Source organism: Saccharothrix syringae, assembly GCF_009498035.1.
In the GTDB taxonomy this organism is placed as follows: domain Bacteria; phylum Actinomycetota; class Actinomycetes; order Mycobacteriales; family Pseudonocardiaceae; genus Actinosynnema; species Actinosynnema syringae.
Genome location: NZ_CP034550.1, coordinates 8896575 through 8920836 on the forward strand (window position 1 = coordinate 8896575; position 24262 = coordinate 8920836).

Here is a 24262-nt window from a genome sequence, read left to right on the forward strand (position 1 = left end):
GGCGGACATCCTGGGTTCCGGGGGACGGCAGCCGCAAGGTTTCCGCGGACAACGCGGCCAAGTCGAGTTGATCGGGGCAATGGGTTCCGGTGATCGGGGCAGCGGGGTGAGGGGGACGGCGGCAGCGGGGTGAGGGGGACGGTGGCAGCGGGTGTGCTGGGCGGCGGGGCGTCCGGGTGTCGGCGCGCGGGGGCTGCCCGATCCGGGTACACAGGACGGGTGGACCCCCTCTGGGCATTGCGGCAGGTGGCGTTGCGGCTGGAGCGCGCGGGCGAGCCCACCTACCGGGTGCGGGCCTTCCGGCGGGCCGCCGACGTGGTGGAGGCGCTTCCCCTCGGCGAGCTGGAGCGCCGGGTCGAGGCCGGGACGCTGACCGACCTGCCCGGCATCGGCAAGTCCACCGCGGGCGTGATCACCGACGCCCTCGCCGGGCGGGAACCGTCCTACCTGGGCAAGTTCCGCGAACCCGACCCGGTCGGCGGGCGGGTGCTGCGCGCGGCGCTCAAGGGCGACTGCCACACCCACTCGGACTGGTCGGACGGCGGCAGCCCGATCCGCGAGATGGCCGAGGCGGCCCGGGACCTGGGCCACTCCTGGGTCGTGCTGACCGACCACTCCCCCCGGCTCACCGTGGCCAACGGCCTGTCCGCCGACCGGCTGCGCAGGCAGCTGGAGGTGGTCGCGGAGCTGAACGTCGAGCTGGCGCCCTTCACCGTGCTGACCGGCATCGAGGTGGACGTCCTGGACGACGGTGCGCTCGACCAGCGGGAGGACCTGTTGGCGCAGTTGGACGTCGTGGTGGCGAGCGTGCACTCGAAGCTGCGCATGCCCGCGCCCGAGATGACCGCCCGCATGGTCGCCGCCGTGTCCAACCCGCACGTGGACGTCCTCGGCCACTGCACGGGGCGGCTGGTCACCGGCAAGGGGCGGCCGGAGTCGACCTTCGACGCGGTCGAGGTGTTCGCCGCGTGCGTCGAGAACGACACCGCGGTGGAGGTCAACTCGCGGCCGGAGCGCCGGGACCCGCCGGGGCGGTTGCTGCGGTTGGCCGTCGACATGGGGTGCACCTTCGCGATCGACAGCGACGCCCACGCGCCCGGGCAGCTCGACTGGGTCGCCTACGGGTGCGAGCGCGCCGAGGAGTGCGGGGTCACGCCCGACCGGGTGATCAACACGCTGGACGCGGCCGCCTTGCTGTCCCGCGGGAACATCGGCGACTGATCCACCGGCCGGTTCACGCCGCCCCCCTGGCCTGGCCGCCTCGCCTCACCGCCTCGCCCCGCCACCGCCTCGCCTCGCCACCTCACCGCCCCGCCACAGCGCCGCACCGCCACCTCACCGCCCCGCCGCGCCGCACCCCGCCGCACCGCGCCACACCGCCCCGCCCCGCCCCGCCGCGCCGCGCCGCAGCACCCTTCCGACCCCCGCCTCACCGCCCCGCCGCACCGCGCCGCACCGCCGCGCCGCGCCGCGCCGCGCCGCAGCACCCTTCCGACCCCCGCCTCACCGCCCCGCCGCACCGCGCCGCACCGCCGCGCCGCGCCGCGCCGCGCCGCAGCACCCTTCCGACCCCCGCCTCACCGCCCCGCAGCAGCCGGCCGCCGGCTCCGCGAAGCCCGCACCAGGTGGCCGTACCAGGTGATCAGCGGCCCGGTCCGCCCCTCCACCAACCGCTGCCAAGTCCCCCGGCACAGCGCCAGGAACGGCGCCGGGTCCCAGCCACCCGCCAGCGCCGCCAGCGGCCGCTCCTGCACGTTCCCCAACCAGTACCGCCGGTCGAACCCGTACGACACCGGCACCACCGCCCCGTTGGCCTCCACCACCAGCGGCGTGAGCCAGCTCCCCAGCGGCCGCCCGGCGGGCACCGGCGCGGCCATGAACGCCTGCGGCTCGCGCATCAGCACCGTCCTGGGCACGGCGTCCAGCTGCACGGCCAGCCCGTGCTCCTCGGCGATCCGCCCCAGCTCCACCGCCGCGTACGCCAGCTCCACCGCGTCCGGCCGCTCACCCGCCATCAACCGGTTGGCCGCCCCCTCCGGTTCGAGCGGGTGGACCTGGAGCAGCAGCGCGCCGGACCGGGCGGCGGCCACCGCGACCTCGCCGAGCTGGGTGGCGTTGCCCTGGGTCAGGGTGGTGACGACGCCGACCGGGATGCCCGCCTCGGTGAGCCGACGGATGCCGGCCAGCGCCTTGTCGAAGCAGCCCGGCTGGTCGCGGATGCGGTCGTGGGTGGCGCGGTCGCCGTCCAGGGAGACCGCGGCCAGGTCGACCAGGCCGCGGACCACGCCGATCCGCCGCTGGGTGAGCGCCACACCGTTGGTGGTGACGGTCGTTCGCATCCCGGCTTCGCGCGCGGACCGCAGGAGTGCGGGCAGTTCCGGGTAGAGGAACGGTTCACCGCCCGAGACGTGCAGCACGTCGTAGCCGAGCTGGGCGGCCTCCCGGACCACCCCCGCCAGCACCGCGATCGGCACCGACTCGGCCACGTCGGGCCCGGAGCTGGAGTAGCAGTGCCGACAGCGCAGGTTGCACAGCCGGGTCGGGTGCACCTGGAGCACCGCCCGGCCGCCGGTCCGACCCATGCCACCCTCCCGTGCACTCGTCTATCCGTATGGAGCACCGTGGTTGGGCCGCGATACGTCATCGCGTCACGACAGTTCGGCGGATTCCCTCTAACGTGGGAACCTCCGCGCCGTTTGAAACGGCCTGTCAAACGTTGACGACTTCCTTTACGAGGCGAGGCAGCCCCGAGCGCTCACCCATTGGGGGAGGGATCATGCACCGCGAGTTCATGGTTCCCACCGACGCGGCCGACGAGGCGCGCCGTCGGCTGCTGCGCGACCTGCACGACGGGCTCGGGCCCTCGCTGGCGGCGGTCGCGCTGGGGCTGCGCGCGGCCAGGCACCTGGCGCAGCGGGACCCGGCGTCCGCCGGCCTGCTGCTGGCCCGCCTGGAGGAGGAGGTGCACGCCGCGGTCGACGAGGTGCGGCGGCTGGCCTCGGGCGCGTACCCGGCGGTGCTGGCGCGGCTGGGGCTGGTGGGCGCGGTGCGGGAGCACGTGGCGTCGCTGACCGGGCGGCACCCGGTGCGGGTGGCCGTGGAGTGCGACGGCCTGCCGGAGCTGCCGGTGGCGGTGCAGGTGGCGGCCTACCGGATCGTGTGCGAGGCGCTGACCAACGTGGTGCGGCACGCGGGCGCGCGGCACTGCGCGGTGCGGCTGGGCTTCGACGACCGGCTGCGCGTGGAGGTCGTCGACGACGGCGTGGGCGCGTGGTCCCCCGAGAACGACGGGGACGCCGAGCACGACGGGGGCGCCGGGGTCGGCCTGCGCTCGATGTGCGAGCGGGCGCGCGAGGTGGGCGGCACGTGGCGGGTCGAACCCGCCGCGGCGGGAGGGACGCGCGTGGCGGCCGACCTGCCCGTGCCCGGCGGGGTGTGAGGTGGTCCCCGCCGCGCTGCGGGCCCTGGTGGTGGACGACCACCCGCTGTTCCGCTACGGCCTGGCGGCGACGCTGGGCGACGCGGCGGACCTGGAGGTGGTCGGCGAGGCGTCCGGCGGCGCGATGGCGGTCTCGATGGCCGCCGCGCTGCGGCCGGACGTGGTGGTGATGGACCTGAACATGCCCGACCTGGGCGGGGTGGAGGCGACGCGGCGGATCGTGGCGCACGACCCGGAGGCCCGGGTGCTGGTGCTGACCATGTTCGACGACGACGAGTCGGTGTTCGCCGCGATGCGCGCGGGCGCCCTGGGCTACCTGCTCAAGGCGTCCCGGCCGCAGCAGATCGTGCGGGCGGTGCGGGCGGTCGGCGAGGGCGAGGCGATCTTCAGCCCGGCGATCGCGGTGCGGCTGCTGGCCTACTTCGGCAGCGGGCCGCCGGAGCCGGTGGCCGCGTTCCCGGAGCTGACCGGGCGCGAGCGCGAGGTGCTGCGGCTGATGGCCGCCGGCCGGGGCAACGCCACGATCGCCGGCGAGCTGGTGCTCAGCCCGAAGACCGTGCGCAACCACGTGTCGAACATCCTGCGCAAGCTCCACGTGGCCGACCGCGCCCAGGCGGTGTCCCGGGCCAAGCGGGCCGGCCTGGGCGACGGGTCGGGACACATCGGGACACCTGGTCCGTAGTGCCGGTCCGCGCCCGGCGGTGACGATGGGGGTGGCAGTCGGGGCGGACCCGGGGGCGGGCTTCGCGGCCCGTGCGGGCACGGAGGGCGGGAGCACGAGATGAACGGTGAGCGGATCGCGGTGGCCCTGCACGCGGCGGACTCGATCACCAGGGCCGGTGTCACCGCCGCCCTGCGGTCGCGCCCGGAGGTCCGGCTGGTGGACCCGGAGGAGCCGGCGGCGGTGGCGCTGGTGGTGCTGGAGCGGTTGGACGCCGAGGCCCAGCAGCTGCTGCGCAGGCTCCAGGCGCCGGGCGGCGCGGGCATCGTGCTGGTGACCGGCGACACCGCGGACCCGGAGCTGCTGAACGTGGTCAGCAGCGGCGTGTCGGCCGTGGTGCGCCGGGCCGAGGCGACGCCGGACGCGCTGGTGCGGCTGGTGCGGGCCACCGCGGCGGGCCAGGGCGCGCTGCCGCCGGAGCTGCTGGGCCGGCTGCTGGACCGGGTGTCGCGGTTGCAGCGCAACGTGCTGCACCCCAACGGCTGGTCCATGGCCGGCATGTCGGACCGGGAGACCGAGGTGCTGCGGCTGATCGCCGACGGCTTCGAGACCCGTGAGATCGCCGAGAAGCTGTGCTACTCGCAGCGCACGGTCAAGAGCATCCTGCACGACATCACCAACCGGTTCCAGCTGCGCAACCGGGCGCACGCGGTGGCCTTCGCCCTGCGGGAGGGCCTGATCTAGCCCGCTGGGGGCGCGCGGCGCGGTCAGGGCGCGTCGACGGCCCGACCGGAGAACGACACCGACGGGGTGCAGTTCACCGCGCTGTCGGGGTTCTGGCAGCTGACCTGGACCACGACCTTCTCGCCCTTGCGGAACCGCAGCGGCTCGACGTAGTGGCGGTCGAGGTCGCGGAAGTTGGCCAGGCCCACCTCCAGCAGCACGCCCCGGGTGCCGTCGGCGGCCTCGCGCAGCACCCGGACGGTGCCGGTGTCGCCGCGCGGGTTCTGCAGCACGATGTCGGTCACCAGCAGCGCCTTGTCGGCGGGCAGGTCGGCGGTGAAGTCGGCGAACTGGTCGCGGTTCGCGGTCACGTCGGCGTCGGCGGCGACCCGGAAGTCGGTCGGCTCGCCCTGCTCGGCGGCCGGGTCCGGGCGCCGCGAGGTGGGCGGCGAGCCGGGTGACGCGCTCGGGTCCAGGCCCACCTCGCGCATGGCCGCCTCGGAGTTGGTCTTGGCCTGCTCGGCGGCGCCCTGCGCCTGCTGGGCACCCGCCTGGGCCTGCTCGGCGACGGCCTTGACCTCACTCGCCTGCTCGGCGGCGGCGTCGCGGGCGGCGGACTTCACCGCGGGCCGCAGCACGGTGAACCACAGCGCCACCAGCGCCACCGCGAGCGCCAGCAGGGCGGCCAGCGCGGGCAGCAGCCACTTGGGCAGCAGCTGCCGCTGCACGAGGGTCCCGGTGGCGGTCAGCGACGGCCCGCTGCTGGGCACGACCTCCACCCGGAACGGCCGCGGCTGCGAGGGTCCGCGCAGGAAGGTGTCGCGGGGCTTGGCGACCAGCCGCACGAACGCGGCCGTGCCCGGTGTCAGCACCAGGTCGGTGCGGTCGAGCCGGAACTCCAGCTCGCCGTCCGGGTCGGCCGGGTGCAGGCGCACCGCGACCGGGGCGTTGCCGACGTTGTCGATCGCGACCTCGAACTTCCCCCTCGAACCGGCCTCGACCTTGGCGGGCACCAGCTCGGCGGACACCCCGGTGAACTCGCCGACCTCGACGCTGCCCTCCTCGACCACCGAGCCGTAGGGGTCCTCGCGGGAGGTGACGCGGATGCCGAACGGCACCGGCCCCGCGGCCACCTCGGCCGCGCGCGGCGGCGCGAACCGCACGACGACCGAGGCGGACCCCTGGGGCACCAGGTTCACGACCGCGGGCTCGGCGGTGGCCCAGCCCGCGGCGTCGCCGACGACGTCCACGGTGAACTCGTCGACCAGGTCACCGGTGTTGCGCACGACGACCGTGCAGGTGACGTCTTCGCCCGGCGCCACGGCCAGGCCGGTGGTGGACAGCGTCGCGGTTGCACCCATGGTGGTGGATCCTCCGGTGGTCGGCCCGGTCCGGGAACCGGCGCGGGGGTGGGGCGCGGTGCGTCCGCCGCTGCCCCATCGGGCGGGCGCCGGGTCAGTCCCGGCTGGCGAAGTCGGGTGGTTGCAGGGTCCTGGGCACGACCAGGAAGTCGCCGGAGCGCACCGGCCCGAACCGCGGGCCGAGCACCGCCGTCGCCTCCAGCCTGCGCTGGCCGATGAGGTCGTTGTGGAACACCAGGAACTGCGCGTCGAAGGTGCCGTCGGGGCGCACCGCGAACTCGCCGGGCGTCGGGGAGAGGCCCGCGGTCCAGGCGAGCCGGACGGTCGCGCCGGGCGGGAACCCGCGGCCGGTGGCGTGCGGCACGAACCCGGTGGGCCCGGTGCGCGGGTCGACCACCAGCTCCGGCTGCCGCACCAGCACGCGGGTGGTGGCGGTGTTGTCGGCCGGGTCGCTGTCCGGTCCGGTGCCCAGCACCGAGCCGCCCGCGGTGGTGTCGACCGCGGCGCGCGCGGGCAGGGCCACCCGCACCTCGGCCTCCTGACCGGGTTCGAGGGTGCCCAGCGGGCACGTGGTGCAGCCGGCGACCGGCAGGAGCGCCGGCGGCAGCGAGGTGACCACGCGGACGTCGGTCATCGGCCGGGGCGCGCCGTTGCGGACCCGGAAGGACAGCACCAGGTCGTCACCGCCGACGAACGCCTCCGCCGGCAGCACGGCCACGGCCATCGACAGCGAGCCGGGGTTCTCCGGCGGCCGGACCCGCTCGGCGACCTCGACGGCGGCCTCGGCGCGGTTGTCGCCGGGGTTGACGTCGTCGGGCAGGGCCGCCGCCACGACGTGCCGCCCGGCGCCGGCGCCGGTGAGGGTGAGCCGGACCTCGGCGGTGGCGCCGGGTGCCAGGCGGCCCAGCGCGCAGCCGGTCGGGGCGCACGTGCCCGCGGTGGTGGTCACCGCGTCCACGCGCAGCCCGGCGGGCACGGTCAGCGCCAGGTCCGCCGCGCGCGGCGGGGCCAGGCCCCGGTTGGTCACGGTGAACCGCGCGGTGGTGGTGCCGCCGAACGCGACCGCGCCGGGCACGACCGCGCCGGTGACCCGCAGGTCGGGCAGGGGCCGGAACGCGGGCCGCTCCGCGTCCTCGCCGTCGAAGGAGACGAGCGGGGTCGGGTCGCCGCCCCCGGCCGGGATCGCCAGCACGCGAGCCGGGCTCTCGCCGTCGTAGCGCTGGAACGCGATCAGCTCGCCGTCCGGGGACCACGCCGGGTACCCGGGGTCGTCCTCGGCCAGGCCCCGGGCGATGCGCGATCCCAGGTCGAGCACGCACAGCCAGGACGACGAGGAGTAGGCGAGGCGGTTGCCGTCGGGTGACCAGGCGGGCGCGTCGTCGTCCTGCCCGCAGCCCTCGTTGAAGCGGGCGGTCAGGTCGACCTCGCGGCGCACGGCGGTCCCGGCCAGCTCGGCCAGCCAGATCGTCCGGAGGTTCTGCTCGCGCGGTTCGAACGCGGTGATGCCGGTGCTCGCGGTGGCGGTCCGGCCCGCCGAGGTGGCCGTGCACGTCACGGGGGTCAGGCCGACCGGGAACAGCGCGCCGGGCGTGGCGTCGCAGGTCGGGGTGAGCGGTGCGCCGGCGGCGTCGGTCGCGGTGGCGGTGAAGGGCACCGGCACCGGGGCACCGTCCGGGCTGGGCACGGCGTCCGCGCCGACCACGACCGTCGGGCCGGCGGCCTCGGTGACGTCGACGTACTGGTCGTGCGGTTGGGCGGGGTACCTGCCGTCGAAGCGGAACCGCACCCGGCAGCGCGGTGGGTCCGGCGACCGCGAGGACGCCCCCTGGTCCAGCCGCACGGTCTCGGTGAAGGTGACGTCGGTGTCGCCGGGCACGGTCGCCGAGGCCGGGGTGAACGAGATCGAGACGTTCGCCGGGCACTCCGCGACCGGCTCCACGGTCACCGGCACCTCGGCGATGCCCGCCTCCACGGCGGCGGCGACCAGGCCGGGCGGCGCGCCCTCCTCCACCAGGGAGCCGCCGGTCGCGTCCGTGATGGCGGTGGCCTGGCCCCGGGAGTCCAGGTGCTCGCCCGTGCCGGTCTCGACCGGGACGCCGACCACGTGGATGTGCCGGTTCTCGTCGCCCTCGCCGTGCGTGGTGAGGTCCTTGATGACGGTGTCGCGCCGCCAGTAGGGGCCGCACCAGTCCGGTTCGCCGGTGGGTTGCGCCGCGGCCGGCCGGACCGGCGCCCGCAGGCCCGGGCGGGCCGGCGTGGTCGGCGTGGTCGGCGTGGTCGGCGGGTCGGTCCACGGCGGGTCGGGGTCGGGTGACGACGGGTCGGGGGTCGGGTCCGTCGGCGGGCACTCGTGGCTGCTCGCGTCGCCCGCCAGCACCACGATCCGGCTCGTGTCGGGCTGCTCGAACACCCGGTCCGCGCCGCGCGCGACCTCGTGCAGGGCGTTGAACCAGTCCTCGGGCAGGTCCGGGTAGCCGTGCGAGGGGTCCACCACGATCGCGGCCAGCGCCGTGCGCACCGCCGCCCGGTCGCCCAGGTGCTCGACGAGCCGGTAGCGGCGTTCCCCGTCCTCGTAGTCCTGGTAGGTGGCCAGGCCGAACCTCGCGTCGGGCTCCTCGGTCTGGATGCGCCCCATCACGCCGTCCAGGTCGCTGGCCAGCTCGCCGACCGCGTGCTCCATGGACCCGGTGGTGTCGACCAGGAACAGGATCTCCGGCCGGGTGGGCACGGTCGGCGTGCGCACGGTCGCCGAGGTGGTGAAACCGTCCGGTGTGGACCCGTGGACGGTGAACGGCCGGACGCGCGGCGTGGTCGGGTTCTCGCTGCGGCGGGCGAAGGCGATCGAGTCGCCGTCCGGGGACCACGCCGGCTGGCTGTCGTAGGCGCTGACGTGGGCCGGGCGCGGCACGCGGGTGAGCACCGCGCCGTCGGACACCCGCACCACCGAGATGCCGTTGTCGTCGGTGACCGCGATCATCGTGCCGTCCGGCGACCAGGTCGGTTCGCGCTCGCCCTCGCGGTCGCTGAGCGGGCGGGGGTCGGCGCCGTCGGCGTCGGCGATCATCACCCGGCCGGGGTCGTCGGTCGAGGCGTACCAGGCGGTGTAGGCGATCAGCGAGCCGTCCGGCGAGTAGGCCGGGTCGGACTCGTGCAGCGGCCCGGTGTCCGTGGTGGGTCGCGCGTCGCCGCCGACGGCGTCGGTGCTCCAGATGTCGCCGGGCCGGCCGCGGGACACGCCGACCCGGTAGGGCGTGAGCGGGTCCCGGGCCGCGGCCAGGACGGGCTGCGGCCGGCCCGCGGCGGCCGGGAGCAGGCCGGTGAGCAGGCCGGTGAGCAGCAGTGCGACCAGTGCCAGGTGCTTCATCGTCGGTCACCTCACCGCGAAGAACTCGATCTCGGCGAGGGCCACCTCGCTGCCCCGCAGCGACCGGTGGACCTCGACCACGTGCACCTCGACCGAGGTCGCGCCCTCGCTGCCCTCGATCTTCACGCGCTGCTCGTCCGGCGTGTCCGCCAGCTCGACGTCGAACGTCCGGCCGGTCGGGTAGACCAGGTGCAGCTTCTTCGGCCGGTGCGCGGCCTGGAAGTCGTCCGGGTCGCCGGCGCGCACGATCGCCTGCCGCAGGTCGACCTCCTGGCCGAAGTCCAGGACCAGCGCCGGGGGACGCGGCTCGACCGGCGCGAGCCAGAACGTGTTCTTCGCGTTGTCCGCCGCCAGCAGCGCCGGGTGGCCGGCGGACTCGGCGGTGGCGGTGACCGAGGTCGGGTGGACCGGGGTCAGGTCGGTGGCGAACACGCCCTTGACGTCGTGGACCCGGTCCAGGGCCCAGGTGTTGACGGCGGACCGGACGGCCGGCGCGAGCCCGTACAGGCCGACCGCGGCCAGCAGGGCGGTCAGGAAGGACCAGCGCAGCACCTTGCCCACGCCCCGGCGCGCGTTGCCGCGGCGGTGGCGGGTGCCGGCCTTGGCGGGTGCCCGCTCGGGCAGCAGGCGGCGCCACCACTTCTCCGGCACCACGGCGGCTTCGGCGAGGGCGGAGCCGCAGCGGGAGCAGAACTTGCGGGTGGGGGTGTTGGCCTCGCCGCACTGGCCGCAGATCAGGTCGCCGGGTTGGGGTTGGCGGCGCTCGGTCAGGCGGGGGCGGGGCGGGGAGGGGGACTTCTGGTCGCTCGGCTGCATGGCGCCCGGTTGTTGGGGGGCCGGTTGTTGCGGGGCCGGTTGTTGCGGGGCTGTTGATGGATAATCCGGTCCTGGCTGATCAATGGGTGGGAAACCGGGACCGGACTGACCCGCGGGCAGGAACCCCGGACCCGACTGACCCGACTGACCCGCGGGTGGAAACCCAGGACCGGACTGACCCGCGGGCGGGAAGCCGGGACCGGATTGCCCAGTTGATGGATAACCCGGCCCTGCCTGCCCCGCCGGAGGGAATCCCGGACCGGACTGCCCCACCGGGGGAAACCCCGGCCCCGCCTGCCCCACCGGAGGAAACCCGGGACCAGACTGCCCCACCGGAGGAAACCCCGGCCCTGCCTGCCCCACCGGCGGGAACCCGGGACCAGACTGACCGGTTGATGGATAACCAGGTCCCCCCTGACCCGCCGGCGAAAACCCCGGCCCCGCCCCACCGCTTGATGGATAACCCGCCCCCGGCTGCCCCGCCGAAGAAACCCCCGCCCCCGACTGCCCGCCCGACCTGCCCGCCCCCGGCGGCCCGCCCGGCTGCCGCGGCGGTCCCGACCTCCCGCCCCCGGGAGCCCCACCCCGCGGCATCCCGTTCCGCGGCTGGTCACCCGACCCCGGCTGCGGGTCCCACTCCAGGTAAGTCCCGCAGGCACCGCAGAACTCCGCACCCACCGCGCTCCGCTCACCGCACTGCGCGCACACGATCATGCCCCCACCACCTCCAGCTCCACCGCGACGTGCGCGGGCACCGCCGAGGCGATCGCCGCGTGCAGCCGGGTCCGGTCGACCTCCTGCGGCCGCGCCACGCGCACCCGGACGTGCACCCGCGCCGGGTTCTCCACCACCGGCAACCCCGGCCGGTCGGTCGACGTCACCCCGCCGCTGTCGCGCACCTCCACCTGCCCCCCGGTCAGCAGGGACACGTGCTCGGCCAGCCCGCGGCGCGTCCCCCGCCACCGGTGCAGCTCCACCGCTCGCGCCACCAGCACCCGCCGCTGGAGCACCGACCAGCCCTCGCCGACGTCGAGCGCCACCCAGTGCGCCAGCCAGTCCAGGAAGTCCTCGGGCGCCAGCCGCGGGTCCAGGTAGCCGGCGAACCCGTCCAGCACGGTGAACACCGGCTCCAGCACCTCGTCCAGCGCGGCCAGGAACCGCTGGGTGAACAGGTCCTCCAGGTACACGGCGGGCAGCCGGTCGGCCAGCGGGTGCGGGGTCATCTCGCCACCCGCACCTGGTGGCCGTAGGAGAACGCCAGCCCGTTGGCGGGCAGGTCCAGCCGGGCCACCGCGGCGCCGCGCTCGCCGGTCACCGGGTTCGCGCCGAACAGCCTGATGTCCTCGACCAGCTCCACCCCTGGCAGGCGCTGGAGCACCGCGAACACCTCGCCGGACTGCACCGGCCGGCCGAACGGCCACCCGTCGCCGTCCGGGCCGCCGCTGACCGGGTTGAAGTAGTCGTAGAGGGCCTGCACGGCGCGCGTGCGCAGCACGTCCTCGGGCGTGCCGGCCCGCGCGCGCAGCTGCGCCACCACGGTGACGCCCTGGTAGAACGGCGGCTCCACGGACACCCGGGCGCCGACGCACCGGCGTTGCTCCAGGAACCGCTCGATCCGCTCGCGCACGTCCGCGCCCGGTTGCAGCGCGGCGAAGTCCGACTCCTCGTCCGCGGCCACCGACGGCACCACCAGCACCCGCACCGCCGACCCGGCCTCCCCGGCGGGCACGCACCGCACCCGCGCGATCTCCGGCGCGGCCTCGCGGGTCAGCAGCTCGTAGTCCTCGGCGGTCACCGCCCGGTCGCGGGTGCGCAGCAGCAGCGGCCCGCGCAGCGCCGCGTCCGCCACCGACTCGCCCGCCACGCCGCCCGCCGCGGGCCGCCGGTTGGTCACCGAGCTGACGAACGGCACCGGGTCCCGCTGCACCCGCAGCAGCCCGCGCGCCACGTTGCCGCGCAGCCCGCCGCCGGTCCGGTACTCGGGCACGCGGACCGCGGCCGACTTGGCGGGCACCGCGCCGTAGTGGCGCACCCCGCCGCCGGGCTGCCGCACGGCCGGCCCGAACAGCACCTCGCCGCCGACGCGGTCGAGCACCACGTGCCGGTCCTGCGGCCCGGACTCGGCGAACGAGCGCACCTCGTGCCACCGCTCCCAGCCGTCCGGGCAGGCGACCTCCACGACCAGCGCGCCCTCGTCGACCACGACCGGGGTGCGGGCCAGCGGGAACCGCTGCCCCGGCACGCCCTCGGACACGCCCAGCACCTCGCCGCGCACCACGTCGGCGTGCGTGGCCGCGGTGGTGCCGCCGATGGTGGCGGCGGTGACCGCGAGCAGCTTCGGCGGCCGCTGGTAGGTGGGCCGGTCCGGGCCCGGTTCGACGGCGCGGCAGCGCAGCCAGCCCGCGCGCAGCCGGGCCACCACCGACGCGGTGTGCGAGTGCGGCACGTGCAGCACCACGTCACCGGGCTGGTTGAAGCCGCCGGTGCTGTCGCGGTCGACCTCGCACGGGCTCCACCCGGCGCCGTTCCACGCCTCCCAGGCCCACGGCGGGTCGCGCGGGTCCACGCCGCGGCCCTCGGCGTGCGCCTCGACGCGCAGCAGCACCGCGCACCCGGGCACGGCGTCGGACAGGCCGAACAGCACCGCGTCACCGGCGGCGGGCGGGTCGGCGAACACCTCGGGCGCCTTGCCGTCGCGCAATTCGTCGGTGCGGTCGGCGGGCGGCACGTCCGGGTCGGCCACCGCGGTCACCAGGTGCGCCAGCGAGCACGGCACGACGGTCAGCTCCCGGTCCACGGTGAACACCACCGGGTCCTCGACCTCGCTGCGCTCGGTGGCCACCTGCGCGCCGGCGGGCACCACCACGGGCACGTCGCGCGGCGCGGACAGCCAGAACGTCACCTCGCCGCGCGCCGCGGTCGGCGGGAACAGCTTCACCCCGATCAGGTCCAGGAACCGCAGGTAGTGCAGGTCCGGCACGCGGTTGAGCCGGTACAGCAGCTCGTCGACCATGTGCGCGAACGCCTCGATCAGCGTCACGCCGGGGTCGGAGACGTTGTGGTCGGTCCACTCGGGGCAGTGCTGCTGGACGCGGCGCTTGGCCTCGTCCACCAGGTCCTGGAAGCGGCGGTCGTCCAGGTTGGGCGTGGGCAGGGACATCAGGCGCCCTCCTCGTCGGCCTCGTGCGGCGGGATGACGTAGAAGGGGAACACCAGGTTGCGGGGGTCGTTGGTGCCGCGCAGCGCGTACCTGATGTCGATGAGCAGGGTCCCCCGGTCGACCTCGTCGAAGCCGACCGACACGTCGGTGAGGGTGATCCGCGGCTCCCAGCGCTCCAGCGACAGCCGCACCTCGTAGGCGATGCGGCCGGCGGTGGCGGCGTCGGCGGGCGCGAACACCAGGTCGTGGATGGCGCAGCCGAACTCGGGGCGCATGGGGCGCTCGCCGGGCGCGGTGGCCAGGATGAGCCGGATGCTCTCGACGACCTCGCGCCCACCGCCGACCAGCGCCACCGAGCCGGTCGCGTCGGTGTGCACGGGGAAGGCCAGGCCGCGGCCGATGAAGTCCACGTCAGCCCCCGATCAGCACGGTCGGGCAGCCGAGGAGTATCGGCGCGCCGCAGGTCGCCAGGTCGCCCGTGCGGGCCGCGGGCCGGCCGCCGATCAGCACCGTCGGGCAGCCGGGCGGCAGCACCGGCGACGGCGGGTGCGGCGGCAGGCCGGGGAACGAGCAGGTGTGCAGGCCGCCCACGGTCGCGGCGGGCAGGCCGCCGATGAGCACGGTCGGCACGCCCGGCGGCGCCAGCACGCCGGGGTGGCCGGTCGGGTCGCCGACCCTCGCCGCTGGTGGCACGCCGCACCCCCCTAGTTGATCCGGACCAGCGCGCCGCGCACCGTGACCGGTCCGCTCGCGGTCAGCTCGGCCTGCCCCTGGCCGGCGACGGACACCGTCGCGCCCTCGACCTTCACCCCGGCCTGGCCCGCGGCCTTGAGCTGGGCACCGGCCTCGATGGCCACGTCGGCCTGCGCCCTGGCGGTGATCCTCTGGCCCTTGAGCTCCAGGGGCCCGGTGCCGGAGTCGATGGTCACGCCGTCGCGGGCCTTGATCGTCACGGCCTTGCCGCTGGTCACCTCGACCACCTGGTTGCGCTGGTCGAGCTTGACCACGAACTTCCCGTCGCCGCTGGAGATCACGATGCCGTCGTCCTCCACGAACTCCACCTTGTGGTGCTTGCGGGAGACGAAGGCGCGGGCGGTGACCTCGCCGCTGTTGGCGTCCACCGGCTCCTTGGTGAGCCCCGGCGGCGCGTCCTTGCCGTTGTAGAGGCCGCCGAGCACGTAGGGCGCGTCGAAGTCGCCGTGCTCGAAGCCCACCAGCACCTCGTCGCCGACCTCGGGCAGCGCCAGCGCGCCGTAGCCGTTGCCCGCGCTCGCGTGCACGGTCCGCGCCCAGCCGCTGGTGAAGTCCTGCGCCAGCCACGGGAAGGTGACCTTGACCCGCCCGGTCCTGGCCGGGTCGCGCACGTCGCTGACCACGGCGGGCACCAGGCCCCGGTGGTCCGCGGGTCGCGCGCCGCCGTTGGCCAGCCCGTAGAGGGAGCGCTCCTGGCGGCCGGACGCGGTGAACTCGGTGGTGTAGCCGACGTCGGCGGCGAACAGGTGGCGGGTGCCGCTGAGCACGTACTTGCCGGAGAACTGCTCGCCGATGTTGGTCAGCGCCACGGCGGTGCCCGCGCGCAGCTCGGGGTTGCCGCGCGCCACGCCCGCCAGCTCCGTGCACGCGCCGCCGAGCTGCGTGGCCAGGCTCGTGGCGTGGGCGCTCGCCGCGGCCTGCGTGCGGTGCGGCCCGTGGGCCAGGTGGGGCGGGCTGCCGAACTCGCGGGCCAGGTGCACCGGGTCGACGCCGGCGACCTCGGTGCCGACCGCCTCCGCCGGTCTGGTCGCCAGGACGTGCTCCTTGTTCTCCACGTCCCAGCCGCGCACCTGGACCTCGGGCACCTGCTCGGCGGCGGTGACCGAGGCGCGCAGCGACAGCAGGGTGCGGTGCATCTCCAGCACGAGCGGGCTGGTCCGGGCGCGGGCGTTCGCGGCGGGCGCGGACGTCGGCTCCTCGGGCAGCCGGAACTCCAGCTTCCCCTCCACCACCGCGACCTGGGCGCCGACCAGCGCGGCCAGCCGGGCCAGGAACTCCCAGTCGCTCGTGCCCGCCTGGCTGAGCTGGGTGTGCGGGCGGCCGAAGCCCCGCACGTCGTCGACGCGGCCCAGCGGGATCGAGGCGCGCTGGGCGACCTTGCGGACCACGTCGGCGACGGTCATGTTCGGGTAGGCGGCGACCCGCGTGCCGCGGAACAGGCGGTGCGCCAGGTCGTAGCCCCGGACCTCGGTGAACGTGCCGCCCGCGTCGAACTCCACGCCGACCGCGGTGACCTCGCCACTGGTCAGCGGCCGCGGCCCGCCCGGGTCGGAGGTCTGGACCTTGAGGACGACCTTCGCGCCGACCTTGAGGTTCGCCTTGCCGAGCACCACGTGCCCCGGGTCGCGGAAGCGCAGCACGAACAGGTCCGGCAGGTTCCGGCTGTCGTCCACGAACGCGTGAACGAGCAGCCCCTTCACGTCGGCGGGCAGCGGACCGCCGTCCACCTCGACCACGAGGGAGTTGGCGAAGGTGTCACCGGGCATCGCGCACCTCCTCCAGCGCCGGCACCAGCAGCCGCCGGCCGGGCCGCAGCCGCATCGGGTCGTCGATGTCGTTGGCCTCGGCGATCTCCCGCCACAGCTCGGCGTTGCCGTAGGCGCGGTAGGCCAGGGACTGGAGGGAGTCGCCCGCCACCACGACGTGCGAGTCGCGGGCCGCGAGGGCGCCCGAGGTCGGGTTCTGCCCGCCGGGTTCGCCGGAGATCTCCTCCAGGTTGACCGTGCAGGTGGCCCGCACCGGGACGCCGGCGGGGGTGAACAGGGTGTACTTGGCGCTGACGCTCGACACGAACGCGGGAAATCCCGTCATGCCACCCCACTTGAAGACCACCCACGGCGGCGAGCCCTTGCCGTGCTGCCGGCTGTCCTCGGTGGGGACGCAGCAGGCGAACAGCTGCTCGACCTTCTTCACGACGCCGTCGTCCATGCGCTCGGTGGCGTCGAGGAAGACCTCCAGGGTGAGCTTGCACGGGTCGGAGCCCTTGAACTCCGGGGTGCCGCTCTTGGGCACGTTGGGCTGGCGGCTGCGCTCCCACTTGGCGTTCTTGGTCAGCGAGAGTTCCCGGGGGTTGAACTGGAAGGTGATGTCGTGCATGAAGTCGCCGGGCTTGGCCGCGCCACCCGCCTTGGGCGGGCGGTGGACGCTGAGCAGGGCCTTCTGCAGGTTGGTCGGCGCGGCGTAGCTGGTGGCGCGGGCGGTGCCCGCGGAGGTGAAGGTGATCGGGGAGGCCACGGCCGTCACCTCGCCGTGCCGAGGAAACCGTGGTGGGCCAGCTCCAGGGTCTCGGTGGCGACCTTCGGCGAGTCGGCCGAGAGCTGCGGGCCGCTCCACCGCACCGGGACCACGCCCGACAGCGCCCAGCTGGCGACGACGGTGCCGCCCAGGGTGCGCGCCTCGATGACCGCGGTGCGCCGGCTCACCCCGGCGGCCATGCCCGCGATCCAGTCCATGATCTTGGAGCTGTCCTTGGTGACCGGGCGGGAGAGCTTGACGTTGGAGTACTTGATGCGGGTGGGGAGCTGCCACACCATGCCGTTGTTGCCGCCCTCCTCGCGCTGTTCGAGGGTGAACTCCACGCCCAGCCCGTCGCAGCTGTTGAACGAGCCGAGGCTCTGGTCGTCGATGCGGACGACGAAGCACACGGCGACTGCTTCCTCTGCCTGGGTCACGCCTCTCACCTCCACCTGTCGGTCAGCGCACCGCGCCGTTCGCGGTCCAGCCAGAGTTCGGCTTTCAGTCGGCGGACCAGGGGGTCGTAGAGCTTGTTGAGCAGTGCTTCGGGGTCTGGGGGCGTGTTGGGGGCGCCTGTGCTGGTGCTGGTGCTGGTGCTGGTGCTCGCGGTGTCGGTGCTGGTGGCGGTGGTCATGTCGGTTGTGCCAGTCATGTCGCCCGGCGCGGCGGACACCTGCTCCGCAGGAGCACCCGCTAGGGCCTGCCCGACATCCCGTTGCACCACAGCCGCGACGGGTTGCGCCGGCTCGACGCGCGGAACGACGTTCGCGATGGGCATCCCCAGCCCGAACTCGATCCGCCGGGGTGACGGTTCCCCAGCCTGAACACTCCTCTGGGCGGCGACAGAACGAGCGGCGACGGGTTGGGCTGGAACTGGTCGGGCGGGATCAGGTTGGTAGGGAACAGGTTGGTAGGGAACAGGTTGATAGGGAAGCTGTTGGCCGGACACGGCTTGACCGGCCATCGGTTGGGCGGACACCGGTTGGGCGGACACCGCTTGAACAGTGATCGGGACACCCAAGCCACGTCGCGCGTTGCCAACAGATGGCGCAGTTCCAGTAACCGCAGCCCCAACAGTCACAGAACCAACGGCCGCAGACCCGACAGCCGAAGTCTCAGTCGCAGCCGAGACAAGCCCGGGACTTACAGTTCCAGCGGTCACAGGCCCAGCGATCGGCGCTGCCACTTCAGTCCCAATGAGCCGCTGCACTTGAGGCGCAACAGGCGCGACCTGACTCCCACCCAACGTAATGTCGAATGTTGACATTCCAAGGGCCGGAGCACCATCACCCGGAATGTCAACATTCGACAAAACCGTTGGCTCTGGCGCGCTTCCCACTTCCGCCTTCACCGCAGCAGCACCGAGAGGGACGACCGACCTGCTCTGCCGTACTACAGCAACGTCGTTTGCGGATGTGGAGTCGTTTGCAGATGGAGACGGGGATGGAGTGACAGAACCTTCCCACTTCCGCTGGACTGTCCCGGTATCACGCGGGCCAGGTCGCACTGAGGGACCACCCGCCGAGGAACCGACTGCCGAGGAACCAACCAACGGTGCGATCGGTTCTACCGCACCTGACTCCACCGCACCTGACTCCACCGCACCTGACTCCACCGCGCGCGACTCAGCAACATCCGATCCGGCGATACTCGACTCGACGACATCCGGCTCCACCGCAAACGCTTCCGCGACACCCAACTCCGCAGCATCCGCCTCCACGGCGCTCGATCCCACGGCGCTTGCCCCCACAGCAGGCCCCACCGGCTCGGGACTGTTCGCGACTTCAGCCAGTCGAGGCTCCCCAACCGAGAACTTCTGCACCAGGAGCTGTGGGTGAACCGATGGCCGCGCGCCCACCGGTGGCGACGAGCGGACCGGTGGCGACAGGTGAACCGGCGGCTGCGAGTGAACCGGCGGCTGGGCATGGGCCAGCGGCTGCGGAGAAGTGGGCCGCACTGGGGCTTGCGATCGCTGCACCGTCCCGATCTGCGGCTCGCGGAGCCGGTTAGGCAGCGCAGGCGGCAGTTCAGGACCGACGGGCGCCTCCACCGCAACCGGCATCTCCACCACATCTGCCACATCTGCCACATCTGCCGTCTCGCCTTCGGCGGCCGTCCCGACAACAGGTGTCTCGACCGCAGCCGGCTTGTCATCGGCAGGCGCCTCGCCCACCGTCGGGGCCGGAACATCGGCCTGGAGTGGGGTCGCGGCAGAAACAGAAGCAGAAGCGGTAGAAGCAGAAGCCGGAGTCGCAGCGGGAAGCACAGCGGGAAGCACAGCAGGAGCCGGAGCCTCGGCCGCCCCGCCCATCCGCAACAGCCGCGACAACACCCCTCGTCCCCCGCCCTTCGGGGGGCGCACCGAAGGAACCCCGACTAAAGGCGTCCCACCCGAAGCCACCCCGCCGGAAGCCACCTCATTCGAAAGCACCTCGCCCGAAGCCACCCCACCTGAGGGCACCTCGCCCGAAGCCAGGCCACCCGAAAACACCCCACCCGAAGCCACCCCACCCACAGGCGCCCCACCCACGATCCGCCCACCCGAAGCCGCCCCACCCCAAGGCACCTCACCAGCGCGCTGCACCACGCCCTCGACCACCCCGGACGGCTCGTCCACCCCCACCAGGTGCCCCAACACCCCCACCACCCCGGGCGACCGCCAAGAAGCCAACGACCCCGAGAACCGCTCCACCGGGTTCACCAACGGGTGATCACCCACCACCCGCTGCACAGGCGGCAACGACCGCCACTCAGCGCGCCGCACCGGCAGCACGTCCTCCACCCGGCCCCGTCGGAACGGCCACATCACCCCTCACCGCCCCTGGCTGATCCGCGTGTTGATGCGCGCGATCTCGGCCACGTACCGCCGCCGGTCCGCGTGCTCCAGGTCGAGGATCGAGTCCCACGACCAGTGGAAGTGGTAAGCCACGTACGCGACCTCCTCGTGCAGCCGGTCGGCCGCGTACGTCACGATTCCCCCGGGCGACCGCCCGCGACGTCCACGCTGAACCCGTGGCCGCACTCGGGGCAGGCCACCGGCGCCCGCGTGTGCCCCTCGCTGTTGACCCGCCGGTACACGTCCTGCAGGAAGGCCAGGTCCGCCGCGAACAGGTTCTCCACGACCCCGGCGTGCACGTCGGTCACCGTGCCGAGGCGCACGACCACCCGCGCCAGCAGCACGACGGTCAGGTAGGCCGGGTTCTCGCGCACCCGGTCGTCGCGCAGCGGCACCAGCTCGTCCCGCGCGGTGGCCAGGCGCATCACGCCCGCCCGGTGCACCACGCCCGCGTCGTCGACGTACCCGCGCGGCAGCTCGAAGGCGAACTCCGTGCGCATCGGCTCGACCACCGGAGCACCAACCGGGGCACCGACCGGGGCACCGACCCCCGGAGCACCGACCCCCGCCATCACCCTGCGCATCGCGTCACTCGACTTCCATCATCTCGTAGGTGACGACGAGCTTCTCGGTCAGCACGCTGGTGTCGCCCGCCTTCAGCGACCCGATCTCCAGCGACTTGGGCCACGCGTTGGTCAGCTTGTACCGCTTGATCGGCTGCCCCTCGTAGTCGTAGACGATGATCGCCCCGCCCTTGCGCGCGCTGCCCATCTTCCCGAAGTGCGCGTCCTTGACCCACTTCTCGAAGCTGTTGTCCGCGGTCAACCCTCGGGTCAGGGTGACCTCGCCCGCCTTGGGCCGACCGGGCAGCTTCTTGATGACGTACTTGCCGTCGGAGGTGTTCTGCTTGAGCTCGATGACGTCCTGCTCCATCTTCAAGCCGGACACCTCGGAGATCTGCTTGATGGCGACACCGTCCACCTCAAGGCCGAAGGAGTGGCCGACGGACGTGTCGAGATCGGGGAGGGCCATCGCTTACCGCCTCTACTCGTTGACCAGACTGGTGCCGCCGGAGATCTGCGCCAGGCGGAAGATGACGAACTCGGCGGGCTTGACCGGTGCGACGCCCACCTCGCAGACCACCTGGCCGAGGTCGATGGACTCGGCGGGGTTGGTCTCGCGGTCGCACTTGACGTAGAACGCCTCGTCCGGCGTGAGCCCGAACAGCGCGCCCTTGCGCCACTCCGTGACCAGGAAGGCGCTGATGGTGCGGCGGATGCGCGCCCACAGCGCGTCGTCGTTGGGCTCGAACACGACCCACTGGGTGCCGTTGAGGATGGACTCCTCCAGGTAGTTGAACAGCCGCCGCACGTTGAGGTAGCGCCACGCCGGGTCGGACGACAGCGTGCGCGCGCCCCACACCCGGATGCCGCGACCGGGGAACGACCGCACGCAGTTCACGCCGATCGGGTTCAGCAGCTCCTGCTCGGCCTTGGTCAGCTGCGTCTCCAGCGCCACCGCGCCGCGCAGGACCTCGTTGGCGGGCGCCTTGTGCACGCCGCGCGTGCCGTCGGTGCGCGCCCACACGCCGGCCACGTGCCCGCTGGGCGGGATGTGCACGTGCTCGTCGCTGGCCGGGTCGAAGACCTTGACCCACGGGTAGTACAGGGCGGCGTACTTCGAGTCGTAGCCCGCGTCGTTGAGGCGCCAGTCCTTGACCTGCTGCGGGTTCAGCCCCGGCGGCGGGTCGAGCACGGCGACCCGGTTGCCCATCAGCTCGCAGTGGGCGATCATCGCCAGCTGCACGGCCTTGACGGACTCCAGCGTGATCGCGCCGCGCCGGTAGCTCGACATCAGGTCGGGCACGGCCACCATGGTGACCTCCTCGACGGCCTCCAGCCCGCCGAACCCGGTGCGGTCGGCCACGTCGCCCACGTAGTCGTCGGCGGCGACCTCGCGCGGCACGGGCGGTGCGGCGGGCGAGTCCTTGAGCGTCACGCTGCCCTTGTCCGGCTTGGCGAGCCCGCTGGACGCGGCCTCCTCGATGGTGATCAGCTTCGACTTCTCCTGCACCACCGTGACCACGTTCTCCTTGGTGCGCTTGGTGGTCACGTGGTGCGTCTCGACGACCTTGCCGTTCTGCTTGACCAGCAGCGTGAACCGGTCGTCGGGCGCGTTCTCGCCCTGCGCGTCGGCCACCTCCACGGTGATCTCGCCCGCGTCGAGCTGCTTGGCGGCGACGCGGTAGCCGCCGAGCGCGGCCTGGGCGGTCGGCGCCTCGACGGGCTTGCCGTTGCCGCCGGCGCCGGCGCGCTCGCCGCCGATGCGGACGACGTAGCAGTTGGTGCCGCCGTTGAGGAAGTAGCCGTACACCGACTGGGCGAGGTAGCAGTCCTCGACGTAGTCGCCGAACACCTGCGTGTACTGGGCCCAGTTGGTGACCAGGGTCGGTGTGTTGAACGGTCCCCTGGCCGCGAAGCCGACGAAGGCGGCGACGGCGGTGCCCACGCCCTCGATGGGCCGCGCACCAGCCTCCACCTCCTCGACGTACACCCCCGGCGAGAGATAGGTGGGCATCCGTTGCCTCCCCGCGATTAGTGCCGACACGGCTGTGCTGCCGACGATGTTGCTGCGGTGGGGCGAGCTCCGGAACGACCGCGCGGCGGTGCCGGGGTACGCCGCCGGCTGCCCAAAGGTGCAGCGGCGCGTCCGGGGCGGACCTGGTAGGACGGGGTGGTGACCGCTCACCCGGACGTCGTCGGCGTCGGCGCGCTCAACCTCGACCACGTGGTGACCACCGACCTCGACGTCGGCCTGGAACCGGGCGTCGAGCACGCGGTGGACGCCGCCACCGCCCGCGCGGCCGTCGAGGCGGTCGCGCCGGCCGGGCCGCGCACCGCCCTGGGCGGGTCCGCGTTCAACGCCGTGCACGCGATCGCCCGCACCGGCTCCGGCCTGCGGCTGGGCTACGTCGGCGTGGCGGGTCGGGCGCCGGGCTTCGACGTGGTGCGGGAGTTCGAGCGGCTGGGCGTCGACCACCGCTTCGTGTTCGAGGAGGACGACCTGCTGTGCGGGACGTGCGTGTCCCTGGTGCGGGGCGGCGAGCGGACGCTGCTGACCCACGACGGGGCGAACGCGCGGCTCGCCGACCTGGTCGGGCGGCACTTCGACGAGCTGGCCGGGTACCTGGCCGGCGCCCGGGTGGTGCACGTGACGTCGTTGCTCGACGACCGCGCGCCCGGCCGGCTGCCGGCCCTGCTCACCGAGGTCAGGCGGCGGTCACCGGGCACCGTGCTCTCCTTCGACCCCGGTCACGCGTGGTGCGCCGCGCGGCCGCCTGGGGTCGACGGCATCGCGCGGCTGAGCGACTGCCTGCTGCTCAACGAGCGCGAGTTCCGCGCGCTGGGCGACCACCGGCCGGGCGAGCCGGAGCGGGACACCGCGGCACGGCTGTTGGCGCGGTTCGCCGACCCGCGCGCCGCGGTCGTGGTCAAGCGGCCGACGGGCACCGCGGTGTTCCGGCGCGACGGCGACGAGTTCCACCCCGGCGAGCTGCTGGCCGAGCGGGACATCGCGGACCCCACGGGCGCCGGTGACGCGTTCGCCGCCGGCCTGCTGGCGGTGCTGGCCCGCGACCGGTCCGCCGTCGGGCTCGGCGCGTCGCTCGGGATGGCGCTGGCCAGGCACAAGATGCGCCACGCCGGGTACGAGGGGTTCCCGGGGCTGTTCCAGGAGATCTACTCCTCCTCGTCCTCCTCGCGCTGCACCGCGGGCGGCACGTAGGTCTGCGCGACCTCTTCCTCCGGCGCCTCCTCCGGAGCCGGGGCGGGCATTTCGTCCCGCTGCACCGAGACCTCCCGGTGCCCCGCGGCCTCCCGCTGCACGGCGGCCCCGGGCGCCGGCCCGGCCATGACGCGGTCGGCGTTGGCGCTCGCCTCCCGCTCGAAGCGGTCGGACGGGTCGCTGACCTTGATGCCCCCGCCGGCGTCCGTGCCGTCCACCGGGCCGCTGCGCTGCTGCACCACGTGCGTCAGCTCGTGGGCGAGCACGTGCCGCCCCGCGTCGGAGGACGGGTCGTACGCGTCGCGCTGGAACACGATGTCCGACCCCACCGTGTAAGCGTGCGCGCTGACCGACCGGGCCGACTCGTGCGCCGCGCCGTCGGTGTGCACGCGCACGTCGCCGAAGTCCTGGTTGAACCGGGCCTCCATGTCCTCGCGCACGTCCGCGTCCAGCGGCGAGCCGCCGGAGTTCACCACGTCGTGCACCGGCGACTCCTCGGCCAGGGCGCTCGCGCCCGCGTTGCCGACGACCCGCTGGAGCCCCAGCATGCCCGCCGGTCCCAGCACGTCCCGCCTGCCCGCGGCGGCGGCTCGGCCGAGCAGGTCGCCCTCGTCGCGGTCGGGCCGGTCGCCCCTGGGCCGGAACCCGGCCTCGCCGTCGTGGTCGTGCTCGTGGCCGCGCATGTCGCTCCCTCCCGAACCCCTCGCCCCATCGTGAACCCGCGGCCACCGAATGGACCACGACCTCACGGGCAGCGCTCGCTGCCCGAACGGGCGGCTGACGACAGCCGGTGGTCCGCGGCGGCGGGTGGCTCACGGCAGGCCGGTGGTCTGTGGGAGGCCGGCGCGCGGC

General features: G+C 74.2%; 22 protein-coding genes. 5 read left to right on the plus strand and 17 right to left on the minus strand.

Annotated elements, in window-relative coordinates:
• Window positions 1–219 precede the first annotated feature (219 nt).
• Window positions 220–1221, plus strand: a complete 1002-nt coding sequence (locus EKG83_RS37020; protein WP_033427983.1) for a PHP domain-containing protein — start codon at window positions 220–222, stop codon at window positions 1219–1221.
• A gap of 356 nt (window positions 1222–1577) precedes the next feature.
• Here EKG83_RS37020 and EKG83_RS37025 read toward each other — a convergent pair whose 3' ends face one another.
• Window positions 1578–2582, minus strand: a complete 1005-nt coding sequence (locus EKG83_RS37025; protein ID WP_033427984.1) for a radical SAM protein — start codon at window positions 2580–2582, stop codon at window positions 1578–1580.
• A 194-nt stretch (window positions 2583–2776) separates the two neighbouring features.
• Here EKG83_RS37025 and EKG83_RS37030 point away from each other — a divergent pair, with 194 nt between their 5' ends.
• The 3 genes from EKG83_RS37030 to EKG83_RS37040 all read left to right on the plus strand — a co-directional run bounded on the left by EKG83_RS37030 (window position 2777) and on the right by EKG83_RS37040 (window position 4844).
• The gene (locus tag EKG83_RS37030) at window positions 2777–3439 is read left to right on the plus strand and encodes a sensor histidine kinase (RefSeq protein ID WP_033427985.1); all 663 of its coding nucleotides are present in this window, start codon (window positions 2777–2779) and stop codon (window positions 3437–3439) included.
• Window position 3440: 1 nt separating this feature from the next.
• Window positions 3441–4121 (plus strand): response regulator, encoded by a 681-nt coding sequence (locus EKG83_RS37035; protein ID WP_033427986.1) that lies wholly within the window; start codon window positions 3441–3443, stop codon window positions 4119–4121.
• A 99-nt stretch (window positions 4122–4220) separates the two neighbouring features.
• A complete protein-coding gene (locus EKG83_RS37040; protein ID WP_033427987.1) occupies window positions 4221–4844 on the plus strand; it encodes a helix-turn-helix transcriptional regulator in 624 nt (207 codons plus the stop codon).
• Between the two features lie 23 nt (window positions 4845–4867).
• Here EKG83_RS37040 and EKG83_RS37045 read toward each other — a convergent pair whose 3' ends face one another.
• The 15 genes from EKG83_RS37045 to EKG83_RS37115 all read right to left on the minus strand — a co-directional run bounded on the left by EKG83_RS37045 (window position 4868) and on the right by EKG83_RS37115 (window position 22204).
• On the minus strand, window positions 4868–6184 hold the full coding sequence (locus EKG83_RS37045; protein ID WP_033427988.1) for a COG1470 family protein: 1317 nt from the start codon (window positions 6182–6184) through the stop codon (window positions 4868–4870).
• Window positions 6185–6278: 94 nt separating this feature from the next.
• Window positions 6279–9548, minus strand: a complete 3270-nt coding sequence (locus EKG83_RS37050) for a DUF11 domain-containing protein (protein ID WP_037330342.1) — start codon at window positions 9546–9548, stop codon at window positions 6279–6281.
• Between the two features lie 6 nt (window positions 9549–9554).
• Window positions 9555–10364, minus strand: coding sequence for an NADase-type glycan-binding domain-containing protein (locus tag EKG83_RS37055; protein WP_051764515.1), 810 nt, complete (start codon window positions 10362–10364; stop codon window positions 9555–9557).
• A 710-nt stretch (window positions 10365–11074) separates the two neighbouring features.
• A complete protein-coding gene (locus EKG83_RS37060) occupies window positions 11075–11587 on the minus strand; it encodes a phage tail protein (RefSeq protein ID WP_033427989.1) in 513 nt (170 codons plus the stop codon).
• Complete coding sequence (locus EKG83_RS37065) at window positions 11584–13524, minus strand: putative baseplate assembly protein (protein WP_033427990.1); 1941 nt, start codon at window positions 13522–13524, stop codon at window positions 11584–11586. Before EKG83_RS37065 ends, EKG83_RS37060 begins: the two co-directional genes overlap by 4 nt.
• A complete protein-coding gene (locus EKG83_RS37070) occupies window positions 13524–13934 on the minus strand; it encodes a GPW/gp25 family protein (protein ID WP_033427991.1) in 411 nt (136 codons plus the stop codon). Before EKG83_RS37070 ends, EKG83_RS37065 begins: the two co-directional genes overlap by 1 nt.
• 1 nt (window position 13935) lies before the next feature.
• Entirely contained in the window at window positions 13936–14217 is a 282-nt protein-coding gene (locus EKG83_RS37075) for a PAAR domain-containing protein (RefSeq protein ID WP_033427992.1), read from the minus strand.
• 11 nt (window positions 14218–14228) lie between these two features.
• Window positions 14229–16043: a VgrG-related protein gene (locus EKG83_RS37080; protein WP_033427993.1), complete on the minus strand. Its 1815-nt coding sequence runs from the start codon at window positions 16041–16043 to the stop codon at window positions 14229–14231.
• Entirely contained in the window at window positions 16033–16791 is a 759-nt protein-coding gene (locus EKG83_RS37085; protein WP_033428089.1) for a CIS tube protein, read from the minus strand. The genes EKG83_RS37080 and EKG83_RS37085 overlap by 11 nt, the downstream gene beginning before the upstream one ends.
• Window positions 16792–16796: 5 nt before the next feature.
• Window positions 16797–17228 (minus strand): phage tail protein, encoded by a 432-nt coding sequence (locus EKG83_RS37090; protein ID WP_033427994.1) that lies wholly within the window; start codon window positions 17226–17228, stop codon window positions 16797–16799.
• A 5-nt stretch (window positions 17229–17233) separates the two neighbouring features.
• Window positions 17234–17569, minus strand: coding sequence for a hypothetical protein (locus EKG83_RS37095; RefSeq protein ID WP_153278691.1), 336 nt, complete (start codon window positions 17567–17569; stop codon window positions 17234–17236).
• A 2034-nt stretch (window positions 17570–19603) separates the two neighbouring features.
• Window positions 19604–19762 carry a DUF6760 family protein gene (locus tag EKG83_RS37100; protein ID WP_153278692.1) on the minus strand — a complete coding sequence of 53 codons (159 nt, stop codon included), beginning with the start codon at window positions 19760–19762 and terminating at the stop codon, window positions 19604–19606.
• Window positions 19759–20211 (minus strand): hypothetical protein, encoded by a 453-nt coding sequence (locus tag EKG83_RS37105; protein WP_033427996.1) that lies wholly within the window; start codon window positions 20209–20211, stop codon window positions 19759–19761. The genes EKG83_RS37100 and EKG83_RS37105 overlap by 4 nt, the downstream gene beginning before the upstream one ends.
• Window positions 20212–20215: 4 nt before the next feature.
• The gene (locus EKG83_RS37110; protein ID WP_033427997.1) at window positions 20216–20659 is read right to left on the minus strand and encodes a phage tail protein; all 444 of its coding nucleotides are present in this window, start codon (window positions 20657–20659) and stop codon (window positions 20216–20218) included.
• Window positions 20660–20671: 12 nt separating this feature from the next.
• On the minus strand, window positions 20672–22204 hold the full coding sequence (locus EKG83_RS37115) for a phage tail sheath family protein (protein ID WP_033427998.1): 1533 nt from the start codon (window positions 22202–22204) through the stop codon (window positions 20672–20674).
• A gap of 159 nt (window positions 22205–22363) precedes the next feature.
• Between EKG83_RS37115 and EKG83_RS37120 the strand changes: the two genes are divergently transcribed.
• Entirely contained in the window at window positions 22364–23410 is a 1047-nt protein-coding gene (locus EKG83_RS37120; RefSeq protein ID WP_170191754.1) for a carbohydrate kinase family protein, read from the plus strand.
• On the opposite strand, the gene EKG83_RS37125 is transcribed toward EKG83_RS37120, so the two are convergent.
• Window positions 23365–24093, minus strand: a complete 729-nt coding sequence (locus EKG83_RS37125; RefSeq protein ID WP_033427999.1) for an eCIS core domain-containing protein — start codon at window positions 24091–24093, stop codon at window positions 23365–23367. The two genes, EKG83_RS37120 and EKG83_RS37125, sit on opposite strands and share 46 nt — an antisense overlap.
• Window positions 24094–24262 lie beyond the last annotated feature (169 nt).